Genomic DNA, 18,074 nt, shown 5'->3' with positions numbered 1-18,074 from the left:
AACAAGTCAACTCTGATTGAAACATCAATAAGATAACTTGACACTAACAGCCATTAATAAATAATGGCTGTTAAATTTTATATATTGGCGCAGTTTGCCAATTTTACTGTACTTAACGGGGCCCCCTTTTTGGACGCTATATCTACCAGCGCACTCCTTATTTTTCTTCTAGTGTTGATTGTCATTTCTGCTTACTTCTCTGGTTCAGAGACGGCGATGATGAGTCTAAACCGCTATCGCTTACGACACCTTGCAGGCAATGGACACCGAGGCGCTCAACGTGCGCTAAAGATGCTCGACCGTCCTGACAGACTGATTGGCTTAATTCTTATTGGTAATAACTTAGTCAACATTTTAGCCTCTGCCATTGCGACCATTGTAGGGATGCGTTTGTTTGGCGATATGGGGGTTGCAATTGCAACCGGTGTGCTTACCCTTGTGGTATTAGTATTTGCTGAAGTGACTCCAAAAACCTTTGCGGCATTGCATCCAGAACGCATCGCGTTTCCTTCTAGCATTTTATTAGGTTGGTTATTGGTTTTATTATCGCCTTTAGTTAAGGTTATCAATTTAATTACCTCAGGCTTTTTACGTTTAATGGGTATTAAAACAGTAAAAACCAGTGACGCACTTAGCCAGGAAGAGTTACGCACCGTTGTGCATGAAGCGGGCGCACTTATTCCGCAACGTCACCAAGAGATGCTGCTGTCCATTCTTGATTTAGAAAAAGTCACCGTTGAAGATATTATGATTTCGCGTGCTGACATCTACGCCATTAACGTTAGTGATGATTTTAAACTCATTAATAAAATGGTTATCCAAAGCCCACACACCCGCGTGTTGGTGTATCGTGACAATATTGACGATGCAGTAGGTTTTATTCATTTGCGTGATGCACTTAGGTTACAATCCAAAGAACAGTTCAGTAAATCATCTCTATTACGTGCAGTAAAAGAGCTCTACTTTATCCCTGAAGGTACGCCGCTAAACGTGCAATTATCTAATTTCCAGCATAATAAAGAGCGCATCGGTTTAGTGGTTGATGAATATGGTGATATTCAAGGCCTAGTGACCCTAGAAGATATTTTAGAAGAAATTGTTGGCGATTTTACCACCTCAATGATCACGACCCCAAGTGAAGACATCAATATACAACAAGACGGCAGCTTCTTGATTGATGCAACCATTAACATTCGTGACTTAAATAAAGAAATGAAATGGAACCTACCCATTGATGGTCCAAAAACATTAAATGGTTTAATCATTGAGTTCCTTGAAGACATTCCTGCTGCCAGTACCAGCTTACATATTGCTGGGTATTATATTGAAGTAGTAGAAGTCGCTGATAATATGATTAAAACGGTTAGAGTGTTACCCGGTAACCTCGACGTGATTGAAGAACGTGAAGATGAGTAATCATTTTGATATTCAAGGTTAACCCAGTAAAAAAGGCGCTTAATGCGCCTTTTTTGTTATTAAGGTCTAACTAACTGCGAAGTTTAGCTTCGAGTGCGCGACGCTTATCGCGTGCAATCGGTTTAATCTCGGCTTCTAAGTTTTTCTCCCAACCAAAAATAAAGTACAACTCAGCCATAAGAAAGAACGGACCAATTAATAACTGATTTAAGTCATCCATAAAGGCGGGTTTGGCTTTTTCATACTTATGGCCAACAAACTGAATACCCCAACCAATCACAAAAATACTAATCGCAATTAAAAAGGGATGTTCGCTATGCACTACCAGCTCAGTGGTATACAGAACCGGTAAAATAAATAGCACTAGGCCTAATGCGAGGCGAACATGTAATATCATATAGTAAGCGAGTACAACGACGGTAACGACCATTGCTAAACTGATCTGATAATCTTGCCACGCGACTCTTAGCGTACCTAACATTAAAAACGCTGACCAAATAATCATGGGAACCCCGACAAAATGGGTGCGAATATTGTTAGGATTTAAGTGGACACTTTTATAGGTTGATAATTGTTCTACGGCCGATTTCATCTTGAGTCTCGTTATAATTAATTGTTGTTATCTTGTTAATTTAACCTAGTTTACCTGCTTTTAAAAGGCACAAAAAAAGGCGCTAATGCGCCTTTAATCAAATAATCAAGATGGTGTGGTATCGCGGTTTAGCTTTCTAACACGACTGTAGCGACCGCATAATGTTGTTCGTCAGCAATGCTAATAAACCCTTTATTACCACCAAGTTGCGTTAATCGCGCCTGAGCACCATCAGTAAAACGAATCATCGGGGCGCCATTAGCATCATTATCAATATGAATATGCTGGAACGAAACCCCTCGCCCAATACCTGTGCCTAAAGCTTTAGCTGCAGCTTCTTTTGCGGCAAAGCGTTTTGCTAAAAAACGCGCTGCTTGTTTAGATTGCAGGTATATCGCCAATTCAGCCTCAGTCAGTACCCGCTTAGCTAATCTATCGCCTAAACGTTCACGCTGATCATGTATCCGCGCTATCTCAACGATATCTGTACCAATACCCACAATTGCCATTACTCGCCTCTGCGGCCTTCTAACATCAGTGTTTTCATATCACGCACGGCGGTTTCTAAGCCGTCAATCGCAGCTCGGGCTATTACAGCATGCCCGATATTCAGTTCGTACAATTCAGGAATAGCGGCTATCGCTTTAACATTATGATAATGCAGACCATGGCCAGCATTGACCACTAAGCCTTTACTGTGCGCATATTTAGCCATTGTCGTTATGCGTGCTAACTCCTCAGCTTGTACAGCATCGGTCTGTGCGTCTGCGTAACAGCCTGTGTGGATTTCGATGTAAGGAGCGCCAACAGCCACAGCGGCATCAATTTGGGCTTTATCTGCATCAATAAATAACGAGACTTTAATGCCTTTTGCGGCTAAACGAGTCACTGCAGAGGTGATTTTGTCTAATTGCCCCGCAACATCTAACCCACCTTCTGTGGTAAGTTCTTCGCGTTTTTCAGGAACTAAACAGGCATATGCGGGTTTAATTTCGCAAGCGATTGCAATCATTTCTTCGGTAACGGCAAATTCAAAATTCATGCGGGTTTTAAGGGTTTTCGCTAATAAGTAAACATCGCGGTCTTGAATATGACGACGATCTTCACGCAGATGAATCGTAATACCATCGGCACCGGCATGTTCAGCAACGGCTGCCGCATGGATTGGATCAGGGTAATTAGTGCCACGAGCCTGACGCAGTGTAGCAATGTGATCGATGTTAATACCTAATAGAATTCCGCTCACACCGAGCTCCTTAAAATTTATAAACGAAGAGATAAGCTTAGAGTTAACCTTGTACTAAATGAATTGTACTTGGTTAACGCCATAATACGAAAAGCTTATTACGCATTTTGGGTAAATAACTGCCGACTTAACAGCGGCTTGTTACCCAGTAAAGGGGTTAATAAATAACGCATTAAACCTTTTGCTTGATTAAGGTGCTCTGTCTGCAATTGCTGTGTGGCTAATGCCGTTAACATCGCACCGCTTAAGTGACCTTTGCCATATGTAAAACCTTCTTTATGTTGTACCACAGGTAAAAAGCCGCTTTCGGCGACAAAGCGATAGCTGCAATCCGCTGCCAATGCATTGCCGAGTGTGTCATAGCTTAGTGAGGGAAAAGCGCCTAATTCAAGCAGTAATGCCATTTCAAAATAACGTAAGTGACTGGAGCAAAAACCTTTGGCAAGTGACATCAGCGCACGGTGATAATCTATAAATAGCCCTTCAGCTTGATGCTCTACTGACAACAATCTCACTAATAATTCATTTAAATAAAAGCCAGAATACAAACTATTGCCTACTAACGGCATTGCAGGAGCTGCGGATTCGATTTGAGTAATATTTTTTAAACCAAGATTTTTGGCTTCAGATTGGGTGCTGAACTGAATAATGAGAGGTTGAAAAGGCTGTAAAATACTTTTGATTGAACGCTTGCCGGTGCCAACACGCGTTATAGCATCAACACGACCAACACCTTCAATTAATAAATTGACAATCACACTCGATTCGCGAAAAGGACGGTGATGTAACACATAGCCACGTTTCATGGTGGCCATGCCTACAACATAACACTAAATAGTAAGGTTGTCGGTTTAGTCTTCGCCATAACCTAAGCTTCTTAGGGCGCGCTCATCATCAGCCCAGCCAGACTTCACTTTTACCCATACTTCAAGAAACACTTTATTATCAAATAAGGTTTCCATATCAAGACGTGACTGGGTGGCGATCGTGCGAATACGCTCACCTTTATTACCAATCACCATACGTTTTTGGCCATCTCGTTCAACGAGAATCAACGCATTAATTTGATAAACGCCGTTGTCCATCATTTTAAACTGCTCAATCTCAACAGTAGCATCGTATGGCAGCTCGTCACCTAAAAAGCGCATAAGCTTTTCACGGACAATTTCAGAGGCCATAAAACGTTGTGAACGATCAGTAACATAGTCTTCAGGGAAGTAAAATGGCGCTTCAGGTAACGACTCGCGGGCCATATCTAAAATACGCTGAACGTTAGTGCCTTTGCTTGCTGATATTGGCAATATTTCGTCAAAGTCGAACTTTTTCGCTAATTCAGTTAAATACGGGAACAAAGACTCTTTATCTTTGATGTTATCAACTTTGTTGATGGCTAAGATAATTTTACGATCGTCATTACGGTGTTGAAGCTTTTGCAACACCATATCGTCGTCAACAGTCCAAGTCATACCGTCGACCACAAAGATAACCATGGCAACATCAGCTAACGAACTCGCTGCAGCGCGGTTCATTAAGCGGTTAATGGCACGTTTTTCTTCAATGTGTAAACCGGGTGTATCAATAAACACAATTTGTTGAGCGCCATCGGTATGGATCCCCATAATACGGTGACGCGTCGTTTGCGGTTTTTTAGAGGTGATACTGACTTTTTGACCAAGCAACTTGTTCAATAGTGTCGATTTACCCACATTTGGCCGACCGACAATCGCCACCATGCCACAATAAGTGACATCATATTGTGCGGCGGCGGTTGGCGCTGCTTGGTTCATCCTTGCCAGCAGTTCATCTAAGCTAGGTTCTTGTTCAGTACCCGCTGGCAAGTCTGTTTTTTTGGTCATTTATTCAGTAACTCCAATACCTGAGCAGCAGCAAGCTGTTCAGCTTTTCTTCTAGAACTTGCCACACCGGTGACAACCTCGTTTAATTCACTAATTTTACATTCAACGGTAAAGGTTTGATCATGCGCTTCACCTTCAACAGCCACCACTTGATAATCTGGTAACGGTTTTTTAAACCCTTGAAGATGTTCTTGTAATATCGTTTTAGGATCTTTTTGATTAATACCTGGTTTTATTTTAGCTAAACGTTCGGCATACCAAGTCAGTAATAACTTACGGCAGACCTCAAGATCGGCATCAAGGTATATGGCGCCAATAATGGCCTCTACGGCATCTGCTAAAATGGATTCACGTCTAAAACCACCACTTTTTAACTCACCAGGGCCTAAATATAAGTAATCACCTAACTTAAACTCTTTTGCAATTATGGTGAGCGTGTCACCTTTTACCAAGGTGGCGCGCATGCGACTTAAATCGCCTTCAGTGGCTTTAGGGAACTGGTGATATAACGCATCAGAAATGACTATCGATAAAATCGAATCACCTAAAAATTCTAAACGTTCATTATGCTTATTTGCAGCACTGCGATGTGTTAACGCCTGTGTCAACAACTCAATGTTGTTAAACTCATACCCTAAAGTGCGGCTCAAGCGCGGCAAATTTTTTATGGGTTCCATCAATGTATTCCACCTGCTCTTTCAAAACGCACACCAGTAGGGACCCAAGTGGGTAGCCAATCATTAGGGCTGCGTTCAAATTCAAAACTAATCCAAATAGCAACCGCTTTACCTACGAGGTTTTCTTCAGGTACAAATCCCCAAAAACGGCTGTCAGTACTATTATCTCGGTTATCGCCCATGGCAAAATACTTGCCTTGGGGAACCAAAAACTCACCGGCTTGCATGCCTGGTTGAGGATAAAAATGTTGTCTAAAATCAGGGCGTGATGGGTTAATTAAAATATCATGATTAACCTCACCTAATTGCTCATTTAAGCGGATCAATGGCACGTCATTTTGGCTAAACTCACCACGATTAAGCTCTGTATGTGCAATCAATTTGGGCTCGGCGCAATCTTTACCCGTATCACACGCTTCTTGAATCATTAACTGCTTATTACGGTAAATAATCTTGTCACCAGGCAGACCTACAACCCGCTTAATGTAGTCAATTTTTGGGTTTTCAGGGTATTTGAATACAAATACGTCACCGCGCTCAGGCTCTCCTGTTTCAACTAACTTACTGCGCCATACCGGATCGCGTAAACCGTAGCTGAATTTCTCAACCAAAATAAAGTCGCCTACTAACAGTGTAGGCATCATTGAGCCCGATGGGATCTGAAATGGCTCATAAATAAACGAACGCAATATCATCACAAACGCGATAACAGGGAAAATAGAATGGGCGGTTTCGACTAAAATGGGTTCACGAACGATTTTGTCGATGGCGTCTTCGCTTAGCTCACTTGCATTGGCTTGAGCTAACGCGAGTTTCTCACGGCGTTTAGGCGCAAAAAAGATCACATCAATTAACCAGATAAGACCACTACCTAAGGTTACGAGCACTAAAATAAGCGAAAAATAGGCTGCCATTACTGATTTATCTCCTGCAGGATGTTGGTGTTTGCATTGCTCGGGCTAAGTACCCAATGTTACTCAATCCAGTATGGTGATTCACTTGCAAACATTCACCCTGTTGAGTGTTACAAAATATATAGTAAAAATAACGATAACGCCGCAATACGCGGCGTTATTAGAAACACTAAATCAATTAATTATTATTAATCGTTTAGTTTAAGTACCGCTAAGAATGCCTCTTGTGGCACTTCAACGTTACCGACTTGTTTCATGCGTTTTTTACCTTCTTTCTGCTTATTAAGCAGCTTCTTCTTACGCGACACGTCGCCACCATAACATTTAGCGGTTACATCTTTACGTAATGCTTTAATGGTTGAGCGAGCAATAATCTGGCTACCTACAGCAGCCTGAATCGCGATATCGAACATTTGGCGCGGGATTAACTCTTTCATTTTTTCAACGAGCGCTAAACCACGATAACGAATGTTAGAGCGGTGAATAATCATCGCTAACGCATCAACACGATCACCGTTGATCAAAATATCTAAACGCACCATGTCGGCAGCGTCAAAACGAATAAAGTTGTACTCAAGTGATGCATAACCACGACTGGTTGATTTTAGACGGTCAAAGAAGTCCATAACCACTTCAGCCATTGGCAAGTGATACGTCACTGCCACCTGATTACCGTGATAGACCATATTGGTTTGCGAGCCACGTTTTTCAACACAAAGCGTGATCACATTACCTAAGTACTCTTTAGGCACTAAGATGTTGGCTTCAACGATTGGCTCACGCAGCTCTTCAATATTGTTCAATGCAGGTAAATCCGATGGATTATCAACATAAACGATATCGCCGTTAGTCATAACAACTTCATAAACTACGGTAGGAGCTGTGGTGATTAAATCAAGGTTATATTCACGCTCTAGACGCTCTTGAACAATCTCCATGTGGAGTAAGCCCAAGTAACCAATACGGAAACCAAAACCAAGTGCACTTGATGTTTCAGGTTCGAAAAACAGTGATGCATCATTTAAGCTTAACTTGTTTAGTGCATCGCGGAAGCTTTCGTACTCGTCGGTAGAGATAGGGAAAACACCAGCATAAACCTGTGGCGTTACCTTTTGGAAACCAGGTAACGGCTTTTCCGCGCCATTTTTAGCGTGGGTTAAGGTGTCACCTACTGGTGCACCATGGATTTCTTTAATGCCAGAAATCACAAAACCTACTTCACCAGCTCGTAGCTCAGGTTCATCTTGCTGTTTAGGCGTAAAAATACCTACACGGTCAGCATTGTAGTTTTGACCGGTCGACATCACTTTAAATTTGTCACCTTTCTTTAATACGCCGTGCTTAATGCGTACTAACGACACGACACCTAGGTAAGCGTCAAACCATGAATCGATAATCAAGGCTTGTAAAGGGGCGTTCTCATCGCCTTCAGGTGGCGGAATTTTAGCAATAATTTCTTCTAAAACTAAATCAACACCAATACCGGTTTTAGCAGAACAACGCACAGCATCCTTGGCATCAATACCAACAATGTCTTCAATTTCTGCGGCAACACGCTCAGGCTCGGCTTGCGGTAAGTCGATTTTGTTAAGGACTGGTACAACATCTAGATTCATGTCTAGTGCGGTGTAGCAGTTTGCTAATGTTTGAGCTTCAACACCTTGACCTGCATCAACAACTAATAATGCACCTTCACAAGCGGCAAGCGAACGTGATACTTCATAAGAGAAGTCAACGTGGCCAGGAGTGTCAATAAAGTTTAATTGATAGGTATTACCATCTTTTGCATGGTAATCAAGTGTTACGCTTTGGGCTTTAATCGTAATGCCACGCTCACGTTCTAGATCCATTGAATCTAAAACCTGTGCAGCCATTTCACGGTCAGTTAAGCCGCCACATACCTGGATCAGGCGATCGGATAAAGTTGATTTACCATGGTCGATATGGGCAATAATCGAGAAGTTTCTAATGTGTTTCATTATGCTGCAATGACTACTACTAAATTTGATTAAAATTAAGGTGGCAAATTGTACCTGATTAGGGGGGTAATACCAATCAGATTCAGCAATAGTCTTTATTTTGCTCCTAAGAAGGGTTAAAACGCTATGTTTATGGGGTTAATTATAGTGCGAATGGGGATCATATAAAGCTGGGTTTTATGATTATCTAGTCTAACTTAGGGTTGATTTAACCATGATTAGCACTAATAACACCCACTTCTTGGCCTAAATAGGCGATGATCACTGGCGATGCTTGAGCTTCTAGTTTTGTGGCTAAGCGCTTTCCTATCATCCACGCTATTGAAGCACCGATTACCGCAAACACCATAGCTGATGTATTGGTATCAATATCTAACCCTAGCGCAAGAATATGACCAAATGTCGCAAACACAAATAAGCCAAGTAAAGGTAATAAATACACTAATGCCGCCGCTTTGATGATAACGCTTTCAGGTAAGCCTACTTTAAGTAAATCACCTTGTTGGCAAGCTTTATCAGCCGGTAATGAAAAACGTTGAGTTTTTACAGAGAACGCTTTAGCAATGGTTGAAGTACCGCAATTTTCGCTACTCGCACAATGGTTACAGGCACTTTTTAATTCAACTTCGACGGTGGCCCAACCTTGTTGATAATCAACCACACGGGCAATTTCTTCCATCATTGATGATTGTGGCGCTGTTGATTGGCTCATAAATAAAACCTATTACTTGATATAATTCAATATTAACACAAAGTGAAATAACACCGTAGTACCTTTGAATATCCTGCACTCGGTATCTGGTAGACAAAAAAGGAAGTAAAAAAAGAAATAATAGGTTAAAGCATCATGTTAACCATCATGCTTTAACCATTTAGGTAGGTTATTTTAATACCAAACTATTGGCGATTCGCTCTAGTGTTTCAGAGGGAACTTTGCCAATGGCAACCACCTCAAGCGCTCCCACTTTCACCACAACCATTGATAGGCCATTGCGGGTTAGTAATTCATTAGGCATAGGGTTTTCACCCGAACGAGCAACATAGACTGAGATATTCGCTAAACCGTCAGTTAAGGCAATATATTCAACAGGCTCATGAATACCAATCAATCGATGATGGTCACGTACCACAACGTCAAACCCTTGCGGTAACCACGTAAACTGCCAATTTTTACCGTCAGTACGTTCAGCTTGATTGATTACTGCTGGCCAATCTTGTTTGGCAGCTTCGATTAAAATATTGGCCGGTTCAGACAATTCAAGTAACTCAACAACCATAGTTTGTTCAAGCAGTTGCTTTTCTTGGTTTAATGTATCAAATCGTAACGGTAAATATGTCTCCATATCGACCCATACTTGCGCATCATAACGATTTTCATCTTTTGCCAGTAAACGGATCATTTGTCCAGGACGCCCAGCAATACGACTGCGGCCACCAATAACAAACTGATAGCCTTGCTCAAGCTGACTAATATCGCCAGCCAAGGCCGCAGGCCACACACCTTGTATGCGCGGTGCACTCACACTGTACGCGGGTTGATCATGTTCAATAAAGGTCACTCTATTTCCTACACGAATGGCATTTTTAGGCGGACCATTCAGGTATTCAAGCAACGCAATTTCTTGATTATCGACAATGCCATGGATATATACCAGTGGGCGAATGTGATCGGCTTGGAGTTGAATAATAGAGACTTTGAATTGCTTATCTCGCATAGCCTGGCTCATATTTTTAAGCCAAGCTTTTGCAGATAAATCTTCTTCAGCGTGTGTAGAAAAGGTTAAAACTAACAGTGCTAGCAGGATAAGGCGCAAGCTAACTCCTAATTGATAAGCCAAGGTTTAGCTGCAGATTATGGATTAACCGCAGCATCTTGATTGCTATTTTCGTCGATAACGACACCAGGATTCAAGCGTTGTTGCAACATATGGTCCTGAATATAAGCATTAATACGACGACGTTGTTCAATGACTTGATCGTTTGAGTAATTCTGCTGATTCTGCACAGTGCCAGTTTGATAACTTACAGGAGACACGGTACCCACTAAAGGACGCGTGGTTAATACTGGTAATGGTGACTCAGCATCATTCGTTTGATTATAAGACTGCACACCCACAATCGCGACCATCGCAACAGTCGCAGCAATTGCATATTGGCCAAACTGTTTGAAAAATGGCACAACATTGCTGGTTTTAGCTGCTGGGGCAACGTGTTCCGCTGGCTCTGCTTGCTGAGCTTTAGGGGCAATAATTGTTGGTTCAAGGTCAATTGCTGCCATGATGTTAGCAGAAAGATCTAAGTCAATGGCCTCAGGCAATTCGCCACGCATCGTATCACCAATCATGTGATAACGTTGCCATTGTTCATGTGAATCAACGTCAGCAGAGAGTTGCGCTAATGTTTTATCATCGGCTTCACCATCAACTGCTGCAGATACCCACTCTTGACTTGATTTAAGCATTATTCACCTATTTAGCGTTAAGGCAGTTACTTTTCCAGCAAAGGCTGGAGCTGTTTGTCGATTGCTTCACGAGCTCGGAAGATACGTGATCTTACGGTCCCGACCGGACAATCCATGATATTGGCAATATCTTCGTAACTCATACCGTCTAGTTCTCTAAGCGATATCGCCATCTTTAATTCTTCAGGCAATGTATCGAGCGTATCAAAGATCACTTTACTCATTTGATCTTTCATTAATAAACGCTCTGGTGATGCGAATTCTTTTAGTGCATCACTACCTTCATAATATTCTGCATCTTCAACATCCACATCGTTTGCAGGTGCCCTGCGCCCTTGTGAAGTAAGATGGTTTTTTGCGGTGTTTACCGCAATGCGGTACAACCAAGTATAAAACGCACTCTCACCACGAAAATTTGCTAACGCTCTATATGCTTTAATAAAGGCTTCTTGTGTTACATCTTGCACATCCGCTTGGTTGCGGATATAACGAGAAATCAGACTCATCACTTTATTTTGATACTTCAGCACTAACAGGTTAAATGCGTTTTTATCGCCTTGCTGTACTCGCTCAACTAATTGTTGATCACTATATTGTCCACTCATCCGAGCCGACTACTCCTAAATCTGTAATACTGATTTCTCAGTCGCTCGAATCCTGTTCATATAAGTAGACCCACTGATATGAAAAAAGTTCGATGTTGAATTAAAAAAAGTTAATTAATTTGAGATAAAAATAAAATATCTCGTTAAAACCTCAATAAAACTCGCTGTAAAAGTACCCAGTTAAGGTGATTTGATTTACTATGATCAAACCACTTAGCTATACCATGATACCTGATGAAACAAGCAGTTGAACACCAATCTGACATTTTGGTCATCGGCAGCGGTGCTGCAGGACTGACTTTAGCATTACATTTAGCTGAAAAATCAAAAGTAATTCTTCTTTCTAAAGGGCCTTTATCAGAAGGTTCGACCTTATATGCACAAGGCGGAATCGCATCTGTGTTTGATGAAGGCGACACGATTGAGTCCCACGTCAATGACACACTGATTGCTGGCGCTGGATTATGCGACAAATCGGTTGTGACTTACACAGCTGAGAACGCCAAAGGTGCCATGCAATGGCTCATTAATTGCGGCGTCGCATTTGATAAAGAAGAAAATAACACTGCTGATAGCTCTGCTTCAATGCCTTACCACCTCACACGTGAGGGAGGCCACAGTCATCGACGTATTTTACATTCTGCCGATGCTACGGGTAAAGCGGTACAAACCACTTTGCAAGAATGTGCGTTAGCCCATCCCAATATCACCGTTTTAGAGCGTTATAACGCCATCGATTTAATCACCACACGAAAATTAAACCGGCCGGGTAACCGGGTGCTAGGTGCTTATGTCTGGAACCGAGATGAAGAACATGTCGAAACAGTTAAAGCAAAGTTTGTCGCTTTAGCGACAGGCGGCAGCTCAAAAGTATATCAATATACTTCAAATCCAGACATTGCCAGTGGTGATGGGATTGCCATGGCCTGGCGTGCAGGATGCCGTGTTGCCAACATGGAATTTAATCAATTTCATCCAACGTGCTTATTCCATCCAAATGCCAGAAACTTTCTCCTCACTGAAGCATTACGTGGAGAAGGTGCTTATTTACGTCGCCCTGATGGCAGCCGGTTTATGCCTGATTTTGATGAACGTGCAGAGCTGGCGCCTCGCGATATTGTGGCCCGTGCTATCGATTATGAAATGAAGCGTTTAGGTGCAGATTGTGTTTATTTAGACATTAGCCATAAACCTGCCGACTTTATTATTAAGCACTTCCCAACTATTTATCAGCGATGCCTTGAATTGGGTATCGATATGACTAAAGATCCGATCCCTGCCGTACCTGCAGCACATTACACCTGCGGTGGCGTAATGACCGATTTACATGGTCAAACCGACATCAACGGTTTATATGCTATTGGTGAAGTGGCCTACACTGGATTGCACGGTGCCAACCGCTTAGCCAGCAATTCATTATTAGAGTGCTTAGTGTTTGCACGTGCCGCCTCACACGACATTGAAAGTCTGCTGCATAAAGTTGCAGCCCCTTGCACATTGCCAGCATGGGATGAAAGTAAAGTGAGTAACTCAGACGAAGAAGTCGTCATTGCCCATAACTGGCACGAGTTACGCTTATTTATGTGGGATTATGTTGGTATTGTCAGAACAGATAAACGTTTAGAGCGCGCATTACGTCGTTGCTTAATGTTGCAGCAAGAAATTGAAGAGTATTATTCAAACTTCCGTGTCAGCAATAACTTATTAGAATTGCGTAATTTAGTTCAGGTAGCTGAGTTGATCATTCGCTGCGCGATGGATCGTAAAGAGAGCCGTGGGTTACATTATAACATCGACTACCCAGAGCAATTTGACAACCCTAAGCCAACCATTTTGCAGCCTGGACGCTAGGCGAGCTTAAGTTGTAATAATAACCGACACAGGGTGCGATATTCTGTGTCGGTTAACATATCATGCCATACCCACAGTATTCGCCGCTCTCCCGAATGAATATCTTGTAAAAATATCATGCAAAATAAAGGATTCACCAGCGCCCGACGGCAAAAATCGACAAGATAAGTTTGCGATGAATGCTCAACTATCTGAGCAAAACCACGTTTATCAAGACTAAAAATACACTGCCAGCGGGTTAATTTTCGCCAACAATAAACCATTAGGCATAAGGTCAATAGCGCGAGGAGTAATTGGGCATAAACTAACATTGATGATGCCAGGTTTGGCCACGCAAGAAAACTGCACAGTATCACGGCAAAAAAACACACAAGGGCTACGCGGGACAAAAACGACGCACTCAACCCAAATTGATGAAGATGAGTGCGGGGAGAAAAGTCAGAGGCTTGAACGGGCTTAAGGTTCGGCTCGACCACGGACTTTGACTACCATAGCGGCAAGCTGTGGATCTGGGCATTGTTCATGGCCCATAAACCAAGCAAATAACTCTGGATCTTCGCATTCTAACAAGCGAATAAATGTTTGCTTGTCGGCATCGGCTAACGCTTCATAGTGCGCTTCAACAAAGGGTTGAAACAAGACATCTAACTCTAACATTCCGCGACGGCATGCCCAGCGTACACGAGCAATATTCATTAATTCCAACACAAATCTCCTGATGTCTATATCACAAATATACCAATCATATTCACAGCCTAGAGCGTAAAAATGGCCAGAGAAGACCCGATAGGTATTAGTTTATACGGTGTCCAAAATCTTGTACTTGGCGATCTTTACCCGCAAACAAGTCATCAAAATCAGTCGCCAGTAATGATTTAACTGACGGATGTTGAATCATTCGTTCGGCAAACATCACATGATATTCTTCTTTAATATCGGTCGTTTCACCAAGTAAAACCATTCCTTGCGACAGTATATCATGACGATAAATAGACGGTGCGACAAAAATGCCTCGGTTGAAATACCCAAATGCTTTCATCATTTCAGCATCATCAAACTCACCTAAAATGTTCACATCGAGATTCTTTTCAGCAAACCAGCCATGCAATTGCTGCCCAAGTGAAGTACGTTTACCCGGAATAAGTAATTTATGCTCCTCTAAACATGCAGGAAATGGCAGTGTTGAGGGTTGCGCCGCAAAAAAACTGATGCCACATTCACCCAATTTTTTAGATAAAATCTCAGGAAACTTTAATGAGCCACCGGCGCAATCAGATAAAATCATATCTAATTTATGCCCTCTTAAGCGCTCAATTAAGCTTTCGTGTGTAGACTCATAACAGGCCAAGTGCACCGAGCCATCACTTGGGATCACCGTTAATAACACTCGACTCACGAGCGCTTTAGACAACGCATCCGCAATACCCACTTCAAACAACAAAGAGTTATTTTTTTGATAATTGAGTAAGTCGAGCATTTCATAACTCAAACTAAACATTTTATCGGCATAACGAAACACTAACTCACCCAACTCTGTCGCTTCTAAATTGCGCCCAACTCGTTTAAACAAGCTCCCTTTTAAACGCTCTTCTAAGGCACGTATTTGCCCTGTAATCGTTTGCGGAGCAAGACATAATGCTTCGGCGGCTTTGGTCACTGAGCCTTTTTTTTGTACCATCCAAAAATAATATAGGTGGTTATAATTTAAATGCTGCATATCATTCAGAAACCTAAAAAAATTATTAATCTACTATAGCAAATAACTCTCTGAACCCACGCTAAAATACTGACAAAAAAAACGCAGCCAAAAGGCTGCGTTTTGATAACTCGCTGGTTATTTGGGGCGCGGGCAATCCAATATTGTCGTAATGACGTTTTCTAGTTCATCACTGTTACTCACATTTTTCAACGCCACTTGCTCCGTTAGTGCCGATACCACCTCTGACTTAACCAGTATATGGCTAGAGCAGTAATTAACATTGGCAGTTTGGTAACGCTTACCGGCACGATATTTAAGGGCTCGCGACTCATAATTATTGGGATCGATACGCTTTTTAGCCTGATTGTCACGATACATCAATGCACCATCAACCACGCCCTCAAGATAACTTTGGCATGTTGCAGACTCTGCAGACTTCAAGCAAACATCAAACGAATTTGCCGACGCAGGAATAACAATAACACTCAGCAATAATCCTAGAGATAATTTAATTAGTTTCATGGCTTCCTCCTGAATTAGGCAGAACTTTGGCTAACCAAAAATAACCAATCAGTGCTGCAAATAACGAACCTGTTAAAATACCTAACCTTGCATAATCACCATACTCTGCAGGTGAATGTTCAAATGCTAATGATGAAATAAACACCGACATAGTAAACCCAATACCACACATCACTGCGACAGGGGTAATATGTCGCCAGCCAATACCAGGTGGTAATTCAGCTAACTTCAGTTTTACCGCCACATAGCTAAATAAAAATACTCCAATAGGCTTACCTAACATCAAGCCCATAATGATCCCTAGAGTAATCGGTTCTGCAAACGATTCAAATGACATATTGGTCAATGACAAACCTGCGTTAGCAAATGCGAATACCGGAAGAATTAAAAACGTACTCCACGGATGTAGCTTGTGTTCTAAATGTCCTGATGGTGATGTGCCATCTTTTGCTCGTAACGGGATACAAAATGCAATGATGACACCTGCTAAGGTAGCATGAACACCAGACTTTAATACTGCAACCCACAACATAAATCCAACTAAGGCATATGGCGTTATAGAGGTTACCCCTTTTCGATTCAGCGCCACCATCAACACAATAGACACCGCAGCAATGATTAAACTGGTCATTGATAAATCAGTGCTGTAAAACAGCGCAATAATCACAATAACACCTAAGTCATCAATAATGGCCAAGGCCAATAAAAATACCTTTAACGCCACAGGTACTCGATTACCCAGCAATGCCATAATACCCAAAGCAAACGCGATATCTGTTGCGGCAGGGATAGCCCAGCCTACTTGGGTTTCTGGGTTAGAATAATTAAATGCTAAGTAAAATAGCGCTGGGAATACCATCCCACCAATCGCCGCAAAAGTCGGTAAAGAAGCTTTAGCCACACTCGACAGTGCGCCCTCTAACAACTCACGTTTAACTTCTAGCCCAATCAATAAAAAGAATAGCGCCATTAAGCCATCATTAATCCATAACAATAATGGTTTATCGATATCCAATTCGCCGACACGCAATTGAACTCCTGTACTCAAGAAGCCCTGATACAAATCCGCTAAAGGCGAATTTGCCAATATCATTGCCAAGGCCACCGCGACCATTAACAAAATACCGCCTGCAGACTCTTGGCTTAAAAAGTTTCTAATTGCACGTTCCATATAACACTCCTTAATAAACAATAGATAGACTCTAGCGCATCCATTCGAACAACAATAATCGATTGTTTCTTACTCTAAGCTCGTAATTTCCGAGGTGTTAATCATTTTTAAGGTAACACACCTCACAATTAAACATTTCTTGTTTACAGATTTGAACGCCTTGATTAGGTATAATCACCTTAAGCAAAAAAAGGAATTGAAACAAATGAAACAGTATTTAGATCTGTGTAAACGCATCGTCGACGAAGGTCAATGGGTCAATAATGCCCGCACCAACAAAAAGTGTCTCACGGTAATCAATGCCGATTTAACTTATGATGTTGGCAACAATCAATTCCCACTGGTTACCACCCGCAAAAGTTTTTGGAAATCTGCCATTGCAGAAATTCTAGGTTATTTACGTGGCTACCAAAATGCAGCTGATTTTAGAGCGCTTGGCACCAAAACATGGGACGCCAACGCGAACGATAACCAAGCATGGTTAAATAATCCTAATCGCAAAGGTCAAGACGATATGGGGTTAATATATGGTGCCCTTGGACGCGCTTTTCCTAAACCCAGTGGCGGGCATGTCGATCTGCTTAAACAAATTGTAGAGGATTTGAGCAATGGTATTGATAACCGTGGCGAGATTTTAACCTTTTATCATCCTGGCGCATTCGATCTAGGTTGTTTACGTCCTTGTATGTACGAACATCATTTTTCGCTCCTAGGTGATACTTTATACCTAAACAGCACTCAACGCAGCTGTGATGTACCATTAGGGTTAAACTTTAATATGGTGCAAGTGTATGTACTTTTGGCATTAATGGCCCAAATAACTGGCCATAAGCCTGGTAAGGCTTATCATAAAATTGTTAATGCGCATATTTATGAAGATCAATTAGCACCCATGCGTGATATTCAATTAACCCGTGAGCCATTTGATTCACCAAAGTTAATCATTAACCCAGAGATAAAGAGCTTAAAAGACATTGAAACCTGGGTCACATTAGATGATTTTAGTGTCGAAGATTATCAACACCATGACGCCATTCAATACCCATTCGCGGTATAATTTGCAGTATAAATAGTCTTAAAATAAA

The 18,074-nt window shown here is 41.8% G+C and carries 20 protein-coding genes; 3 read left to right on the top strand and 17 right to left on the bottom strand.

Annotated features, from left to right (window positions below; all coding sequences use genetic code 11):
* The first annotated feature begins 129 nt into the window (after positions 1 to 129).
* The gene (locus tag IEY42_RS09945) at positions 130 to 1,416 is read left to right on the top strand and encodes an HlyC/CorC family transporter (RefSeq protein WP_188925094.1); all 1,287 of its coding nucleotides are present in this window, start codon (positions 130 to 132) and stop codon (positions 1,414 to 1,416) included.
* Between the two features lie 70 nt (positions 1,417 to 1,486).
* Here IEY42_RS09945 and IEY42_RS09940 read toward each other — a convergent pair whose 3' ends face one another.
* The 12 genes from IEY42_RS09940 to rpoE form a co-directional block, all read right to left on the bottom strand.
* Entirely contained in the window at positions 1,487 to 2,008 is a 522-nt protein-coding gene (locus IEY42_RS09940) for an Mpo1 family 2-hydroxy fatty acid dioxygenase (protein ID WP_188925093.1), read from the bottom strand.
* A gap of 128 nt (positions 2,009 to 2,136) precedes the next feature.
* Entirely contained in the window at positions 2,137 to 2,517 is a 381-nt protein-coding gene (gene acpS, locus IEY42_RS09935; protein ID WP_188925092.1) for a holo-ACP synthase, read from the bottom strand.
* Positions 2,517 to 3,254 (bottom strand): pyridoxine 5'-phosphate synthase, encoded by a 738-nt coding sequence (gene pdxJ / locus IEY42_RS09930; RefSeq protein ID WP_188925091.1) that lies wholly within the window; start codon positions 3,252 to 3,254, stop codon positions 2,517 to 2,519. Before pdxJ ends, acpS begins: the two co-directional genes overlap by 1 nt.
* Positions 3,255 to 3,352: 98 nt before the next feature.
* Positions 3,353 to 4,060, bottom strand: coding sequence for a DNA repair protein RecO (gene recO, locus IEY42_RS09925; protein WP_188925130.1), 708 nt, complete (start codon positions 4,058 to 4,060; stop codon positions 3,353 to 3,355).
* Between the two features lie 45 nt (positions 4,061 to 4,105).
* Complete coding sequence (gene era, locus IEY42_RS09920) at positions 4,106 to 5,110, bottom strand: GTPase Era (protein ID WP_188925090.1); 1,005 nt, start codon at positions 5,108 to 5,110, stop codon at positions 4,106 to 4,108.
* Complete coding sequence (rnc, locus tag IEY42_RS09915) at positions 5,107 to 5,787, bottom strand: ribonuclease III (protein ID WP_188916800.1); 681 nt, start codon at positions 5,785 to 5,787, stop codon at positions 5,107 to 5,109. The genes era and rnc overlap by 4 nt, the downstream gene beginning before the upstream one ends.
* Positions 5,787 to 6,701 (bottom strand): signal peptidase I, encoded by a 915-nt coding sequence (gene lepB / locus IEY42_RS09910; protein ID WP_188925089.1) that lies wholly within the window; start codon positions 6,699 to 6,701, stop codon positions 5,787 to 5,789. The genes rnc and lepB overlap by 1 nt, the downstream gene beginning before the upstream one ends.
* Before the next feature lie 188 nt (positions 6,702 to 6,889).
* Entirely contained in the window at positions 6,890 to 8,680 is a 1,791-nt protein-coding gene (gene lepA / locus IEY42_RS09905) for a translation elongation factor 4 (RefSeq protein WP_188925088.1), read from the bottom strand.
* Between the two features lie 208 nt (positions 8,681 to 8,888).
* Positions 8,889 to 9,362 carry a SoxR reducing system RseC family protein gene (locus IEY42_RS09900; RefSeq protein ID WP_188925129.1) on the bottom strand — a complete coding sequence of 158 codons (474 nt, stop codon included), beginning with the start codon at positions 9,360 to 9,362 and terminating at the stop codon, positions 8,889 to 8,891.
* Positions 9,363 to 9,561: 199 nt separating this feature from the next.
* Positions 9,562 to 10,494 carry a MucB/RseB C-terminal domain-containing protein gene (locus IEY42_RS09895; protein ID WP_188925087.1) on the bottom strand — a complete coding sequence of 311 codons (933 nt, stop codon included), beginning with the start codon at positions 10,492 to 10,494 and terminating at the stop codon, positions 9,562 to 9,564.
* Positions 10,495 to 10,532: 38 nt separating this feature from the next.
* Positions 10,533 to 11,141 (bottom strand): sigma-E factor negative regulatory protein, encoded by a 609-nt coding sequence (locus tag IEY42_RS09890; protein WP_188925086.1) that lies wholly within the window; start codon positions 11,139 to 11,141, stop codon positions 10,533 to 10,535.
* Positions 11,142 to 11,167: 26 nt separating this feature from the next.
* Positions 11,168 to 11,746 carry an RNA polymerase sigma factor RpoE gene (gene rpoE / locus IEY42_RS09885; RefSeq protein ID WP_160053050.1) on the bottom strand — a complete coding sequence of 193 codons (579 nt, stop codon included), beginning with the start codon at positions 11,744 to 11,746 and terminating at the stop codon, positions 11,168 to 11,170.
* Positions 11,747 to 11,980: 234 nt separating this feature from the next.
* Here rpoE and nadB point away from each other — a divergent pair, with 234 nt between their 5' ends.
* Complete coding sequence (gene nadB / locus IEY42_RS09880) at positions 11,981 to 13,597, top strand: L-aspartate oxidase (protein ID WP_188925085.1); 1,617 nt, start codon at positions 11,981 to 11,983, stop codon at positions 13,595 to 13,597.
* Here the strand turns inward: nadB and IEY42_RS09875 are convergent.
* From IEY42_RS09875 to nhaA, 5 genes are all read right to left on the bottom strand, one after another.
* On the bottom strand, positions 13,594 to 14,073 hold the full coding sequence (locus tag IEY42_RS09875; protein ID WP_268244268.1) for a protein YgfX: 480 nt from the start codon (positions 14,071 to 14,073) through the stop codon (positions 13,594 to 13,596). The two genes, nadB and IEY42_RS09875, sit on opposite strands and share 4 nt — an antisense overlap.
* A complete protein-coding gene (locus IEY42_RS09870; RefSeq protein WP_188925083.1) occupies positions 14,054 to 14,302 on the bottom strand; it encodes an FAD assembly factor SdhE in 249 nt (82 codons plus the stop codon). The genes IEY42_RS09875 and IEY42_RS09870 overlap by 20 nt, the downstream gene beginning before the upstream one ends.
* An 88-nt stretch (positions 14,303 to 14,390) precedes the next feature.
* On the bottom strand, positions 14,391 to 15,314 hold the full coding sequence (gene nhaR, locus IEY42_RS09865) for a transcriptional activator NhaR (RefSeq protein ID WP_188925082.1): 924 nt from the start codon (positions 15,312 to 15,314) through the stop codon (positions 14,391 to 14,393).
* 117 nt (positions 15,315 to 15,431) lie between these two features.
* Positions 15,432 to 15,818, bottom strand: a complete 387-nt coding sequence (locus IEY42_RS09860; protein ID WP_188925081.1) for a hypothetical protein — start codon at positions 15,816 to 15,818, stop codon at positions 15,432 to 15,434.
* The gene (gene nhaA, locus IEY42_RS09855; protein WP_188925080.1) at positions 15,805 to 16,989 is read right to left on the bottom strand and encodes a Na+/H+ antiporter NhaA; all 1,185 of its coding nucleotides are present in this window, start codon (positions 16,987 to 16,989) and stop codon (positions 15,805 to 15,807) included. The genes IEY42_RS09860 and nhaA overlap by 14 nt, the downstream gene beginning before the upstream one ends.
* A 205-nt stretch (positions 16,990 to 17,194) precedes the next feature.
* On the opposite strand from nhaA, the gene IEY42_RS09850 reads away from it, so the two are divergent.
* Positions 17,195 to 18,046, top strand: a complete 852-nt coding sequence (locus tag IEY42_RS09850) for a thymidylate synthase (protein WP_188925079.1) — start codon at positions 17,195 to 17,197, stop codon at positions 18,044 to 18,046.
* Positions 18,047 to 18,074: the final 28 nt, after the last annotated feature.

Source organism: Shewanella algicola (assembly GCF_014648035.1).
GTDB lineage: Bacteria > Pseudomonadota > Gammaproteobacteria > Enterobacterales > Shewanellaceae > Shewanella > Shewanella algicola.
The sequence above is the reverse complement of the archived record's forward strand: the minus strand, read 5'-3'. Positions and strand labels throughout refer to the sequence as shown.

Excerpts from the sequence above, each read along its gene's own strand:
- IEY42_RS09940 (WP_188925093.1), bottom strand. The coding sequence starts at position 2,008 with ATGAAATCGGCCGTAGAACAATTATCAACCTATAAAAGTGTCCACTTA.
- acpS (WP_188925092.1), bottom strand. The coding sequence starts at position 2,517 with ATGGCAATTGTGGGTATTGGTACAGATATCGTTGAGATAGCGCGGATA.
- recO (WP_188925130.1), bottom strand. The coding sequence starts at position 4,060 with ATGAAACGTGGCTATGTGTTACATCACCGTCCTTTTCGCGAATCGAGT.
- era (WP_188925090.1), bottom strand. The coding sequence starts at position 5,110 with ATGACCAAAAAAACAGACTTGCCAGCGGGTACTGAACAAGAACCTAGC.
- rnc (WP_188916800.1), bottom strand. The coding sequence starts at position 5,787 with ATGGAACCCATAAAAAATTTGCCGCGCTTGAGCCGCACTTTAGGGTAT.
- lepB (WP_188925089.1), bottom strand. The coding sequence starts at position 6,701 with ATGGCAGCCTATTTTTCGCTTATTTTAGTGCTCGTAACCTTAGGTAGT.
- lepA (WP_188925088.1), bottom strand. The coding sequence starts at position 8,680 with ATGAAACACATTAGAAACTTCTCGATTATTGCCCATATCGACCATGGT.
- IEY42_RS09900 (WP_188925129.1), bottom strand. The coding sequence starts at position 9,362 with ATGATGGAAGAAATTGCCCGTGTGGTTGATTATCAACAAGGTTGGGCC.
- IEY42_RS09890 (WP_188925086.1), bottom strand. The coding sequence starts at position 11,141 with ATGCTTAAATCAAGTCAAGAGTGGGTATCTGCAGCAGTTGATGGTGAA.
- rpoE (WP_160053050.1), bottom strand. The coding sequence starts at position 11,746 with ATGAGTGGACAATATAGTGATCAACAATTAGTTGAGCGAGTACAGCAA.
- nadB (WP_188925085.1), top strand. The coding sequence starts at position 11,981 with ATGAAACAAGCAGTTGAACACCAATCTGACATTTTGGTCATCGGCAGC.
- nhaR (WP_188925082.1), bottom strand. The coding sequence starts at position 15,314 with ATGCAGCATTTAAATTATAACCACCTATATTATTTTTGGATGGTACAA.
- IEY42_RS09860 (WP_188925081.1), bottom strand. The coding sequence starts at position 15,818 with ATGAAACTAATTAAATTATCTCTAGGATTATTGCTGAGTGTTATTGTT.
- nhaA (WP_188925080.1), bottom strand. The coding sequence starts at position 16,989 with ATGGAACGTGCAATTAGAAACTTTTTAAGCCAAGAGTCTGCAGGCGGT.
- IEY42_RS09850 (WP_188925079.1), top strand. The coding sequence starts at position 17,195 with ATGAAACAGTATTTAGATCTGTGTAAACGCATCGTCGACGAAGGTCAA.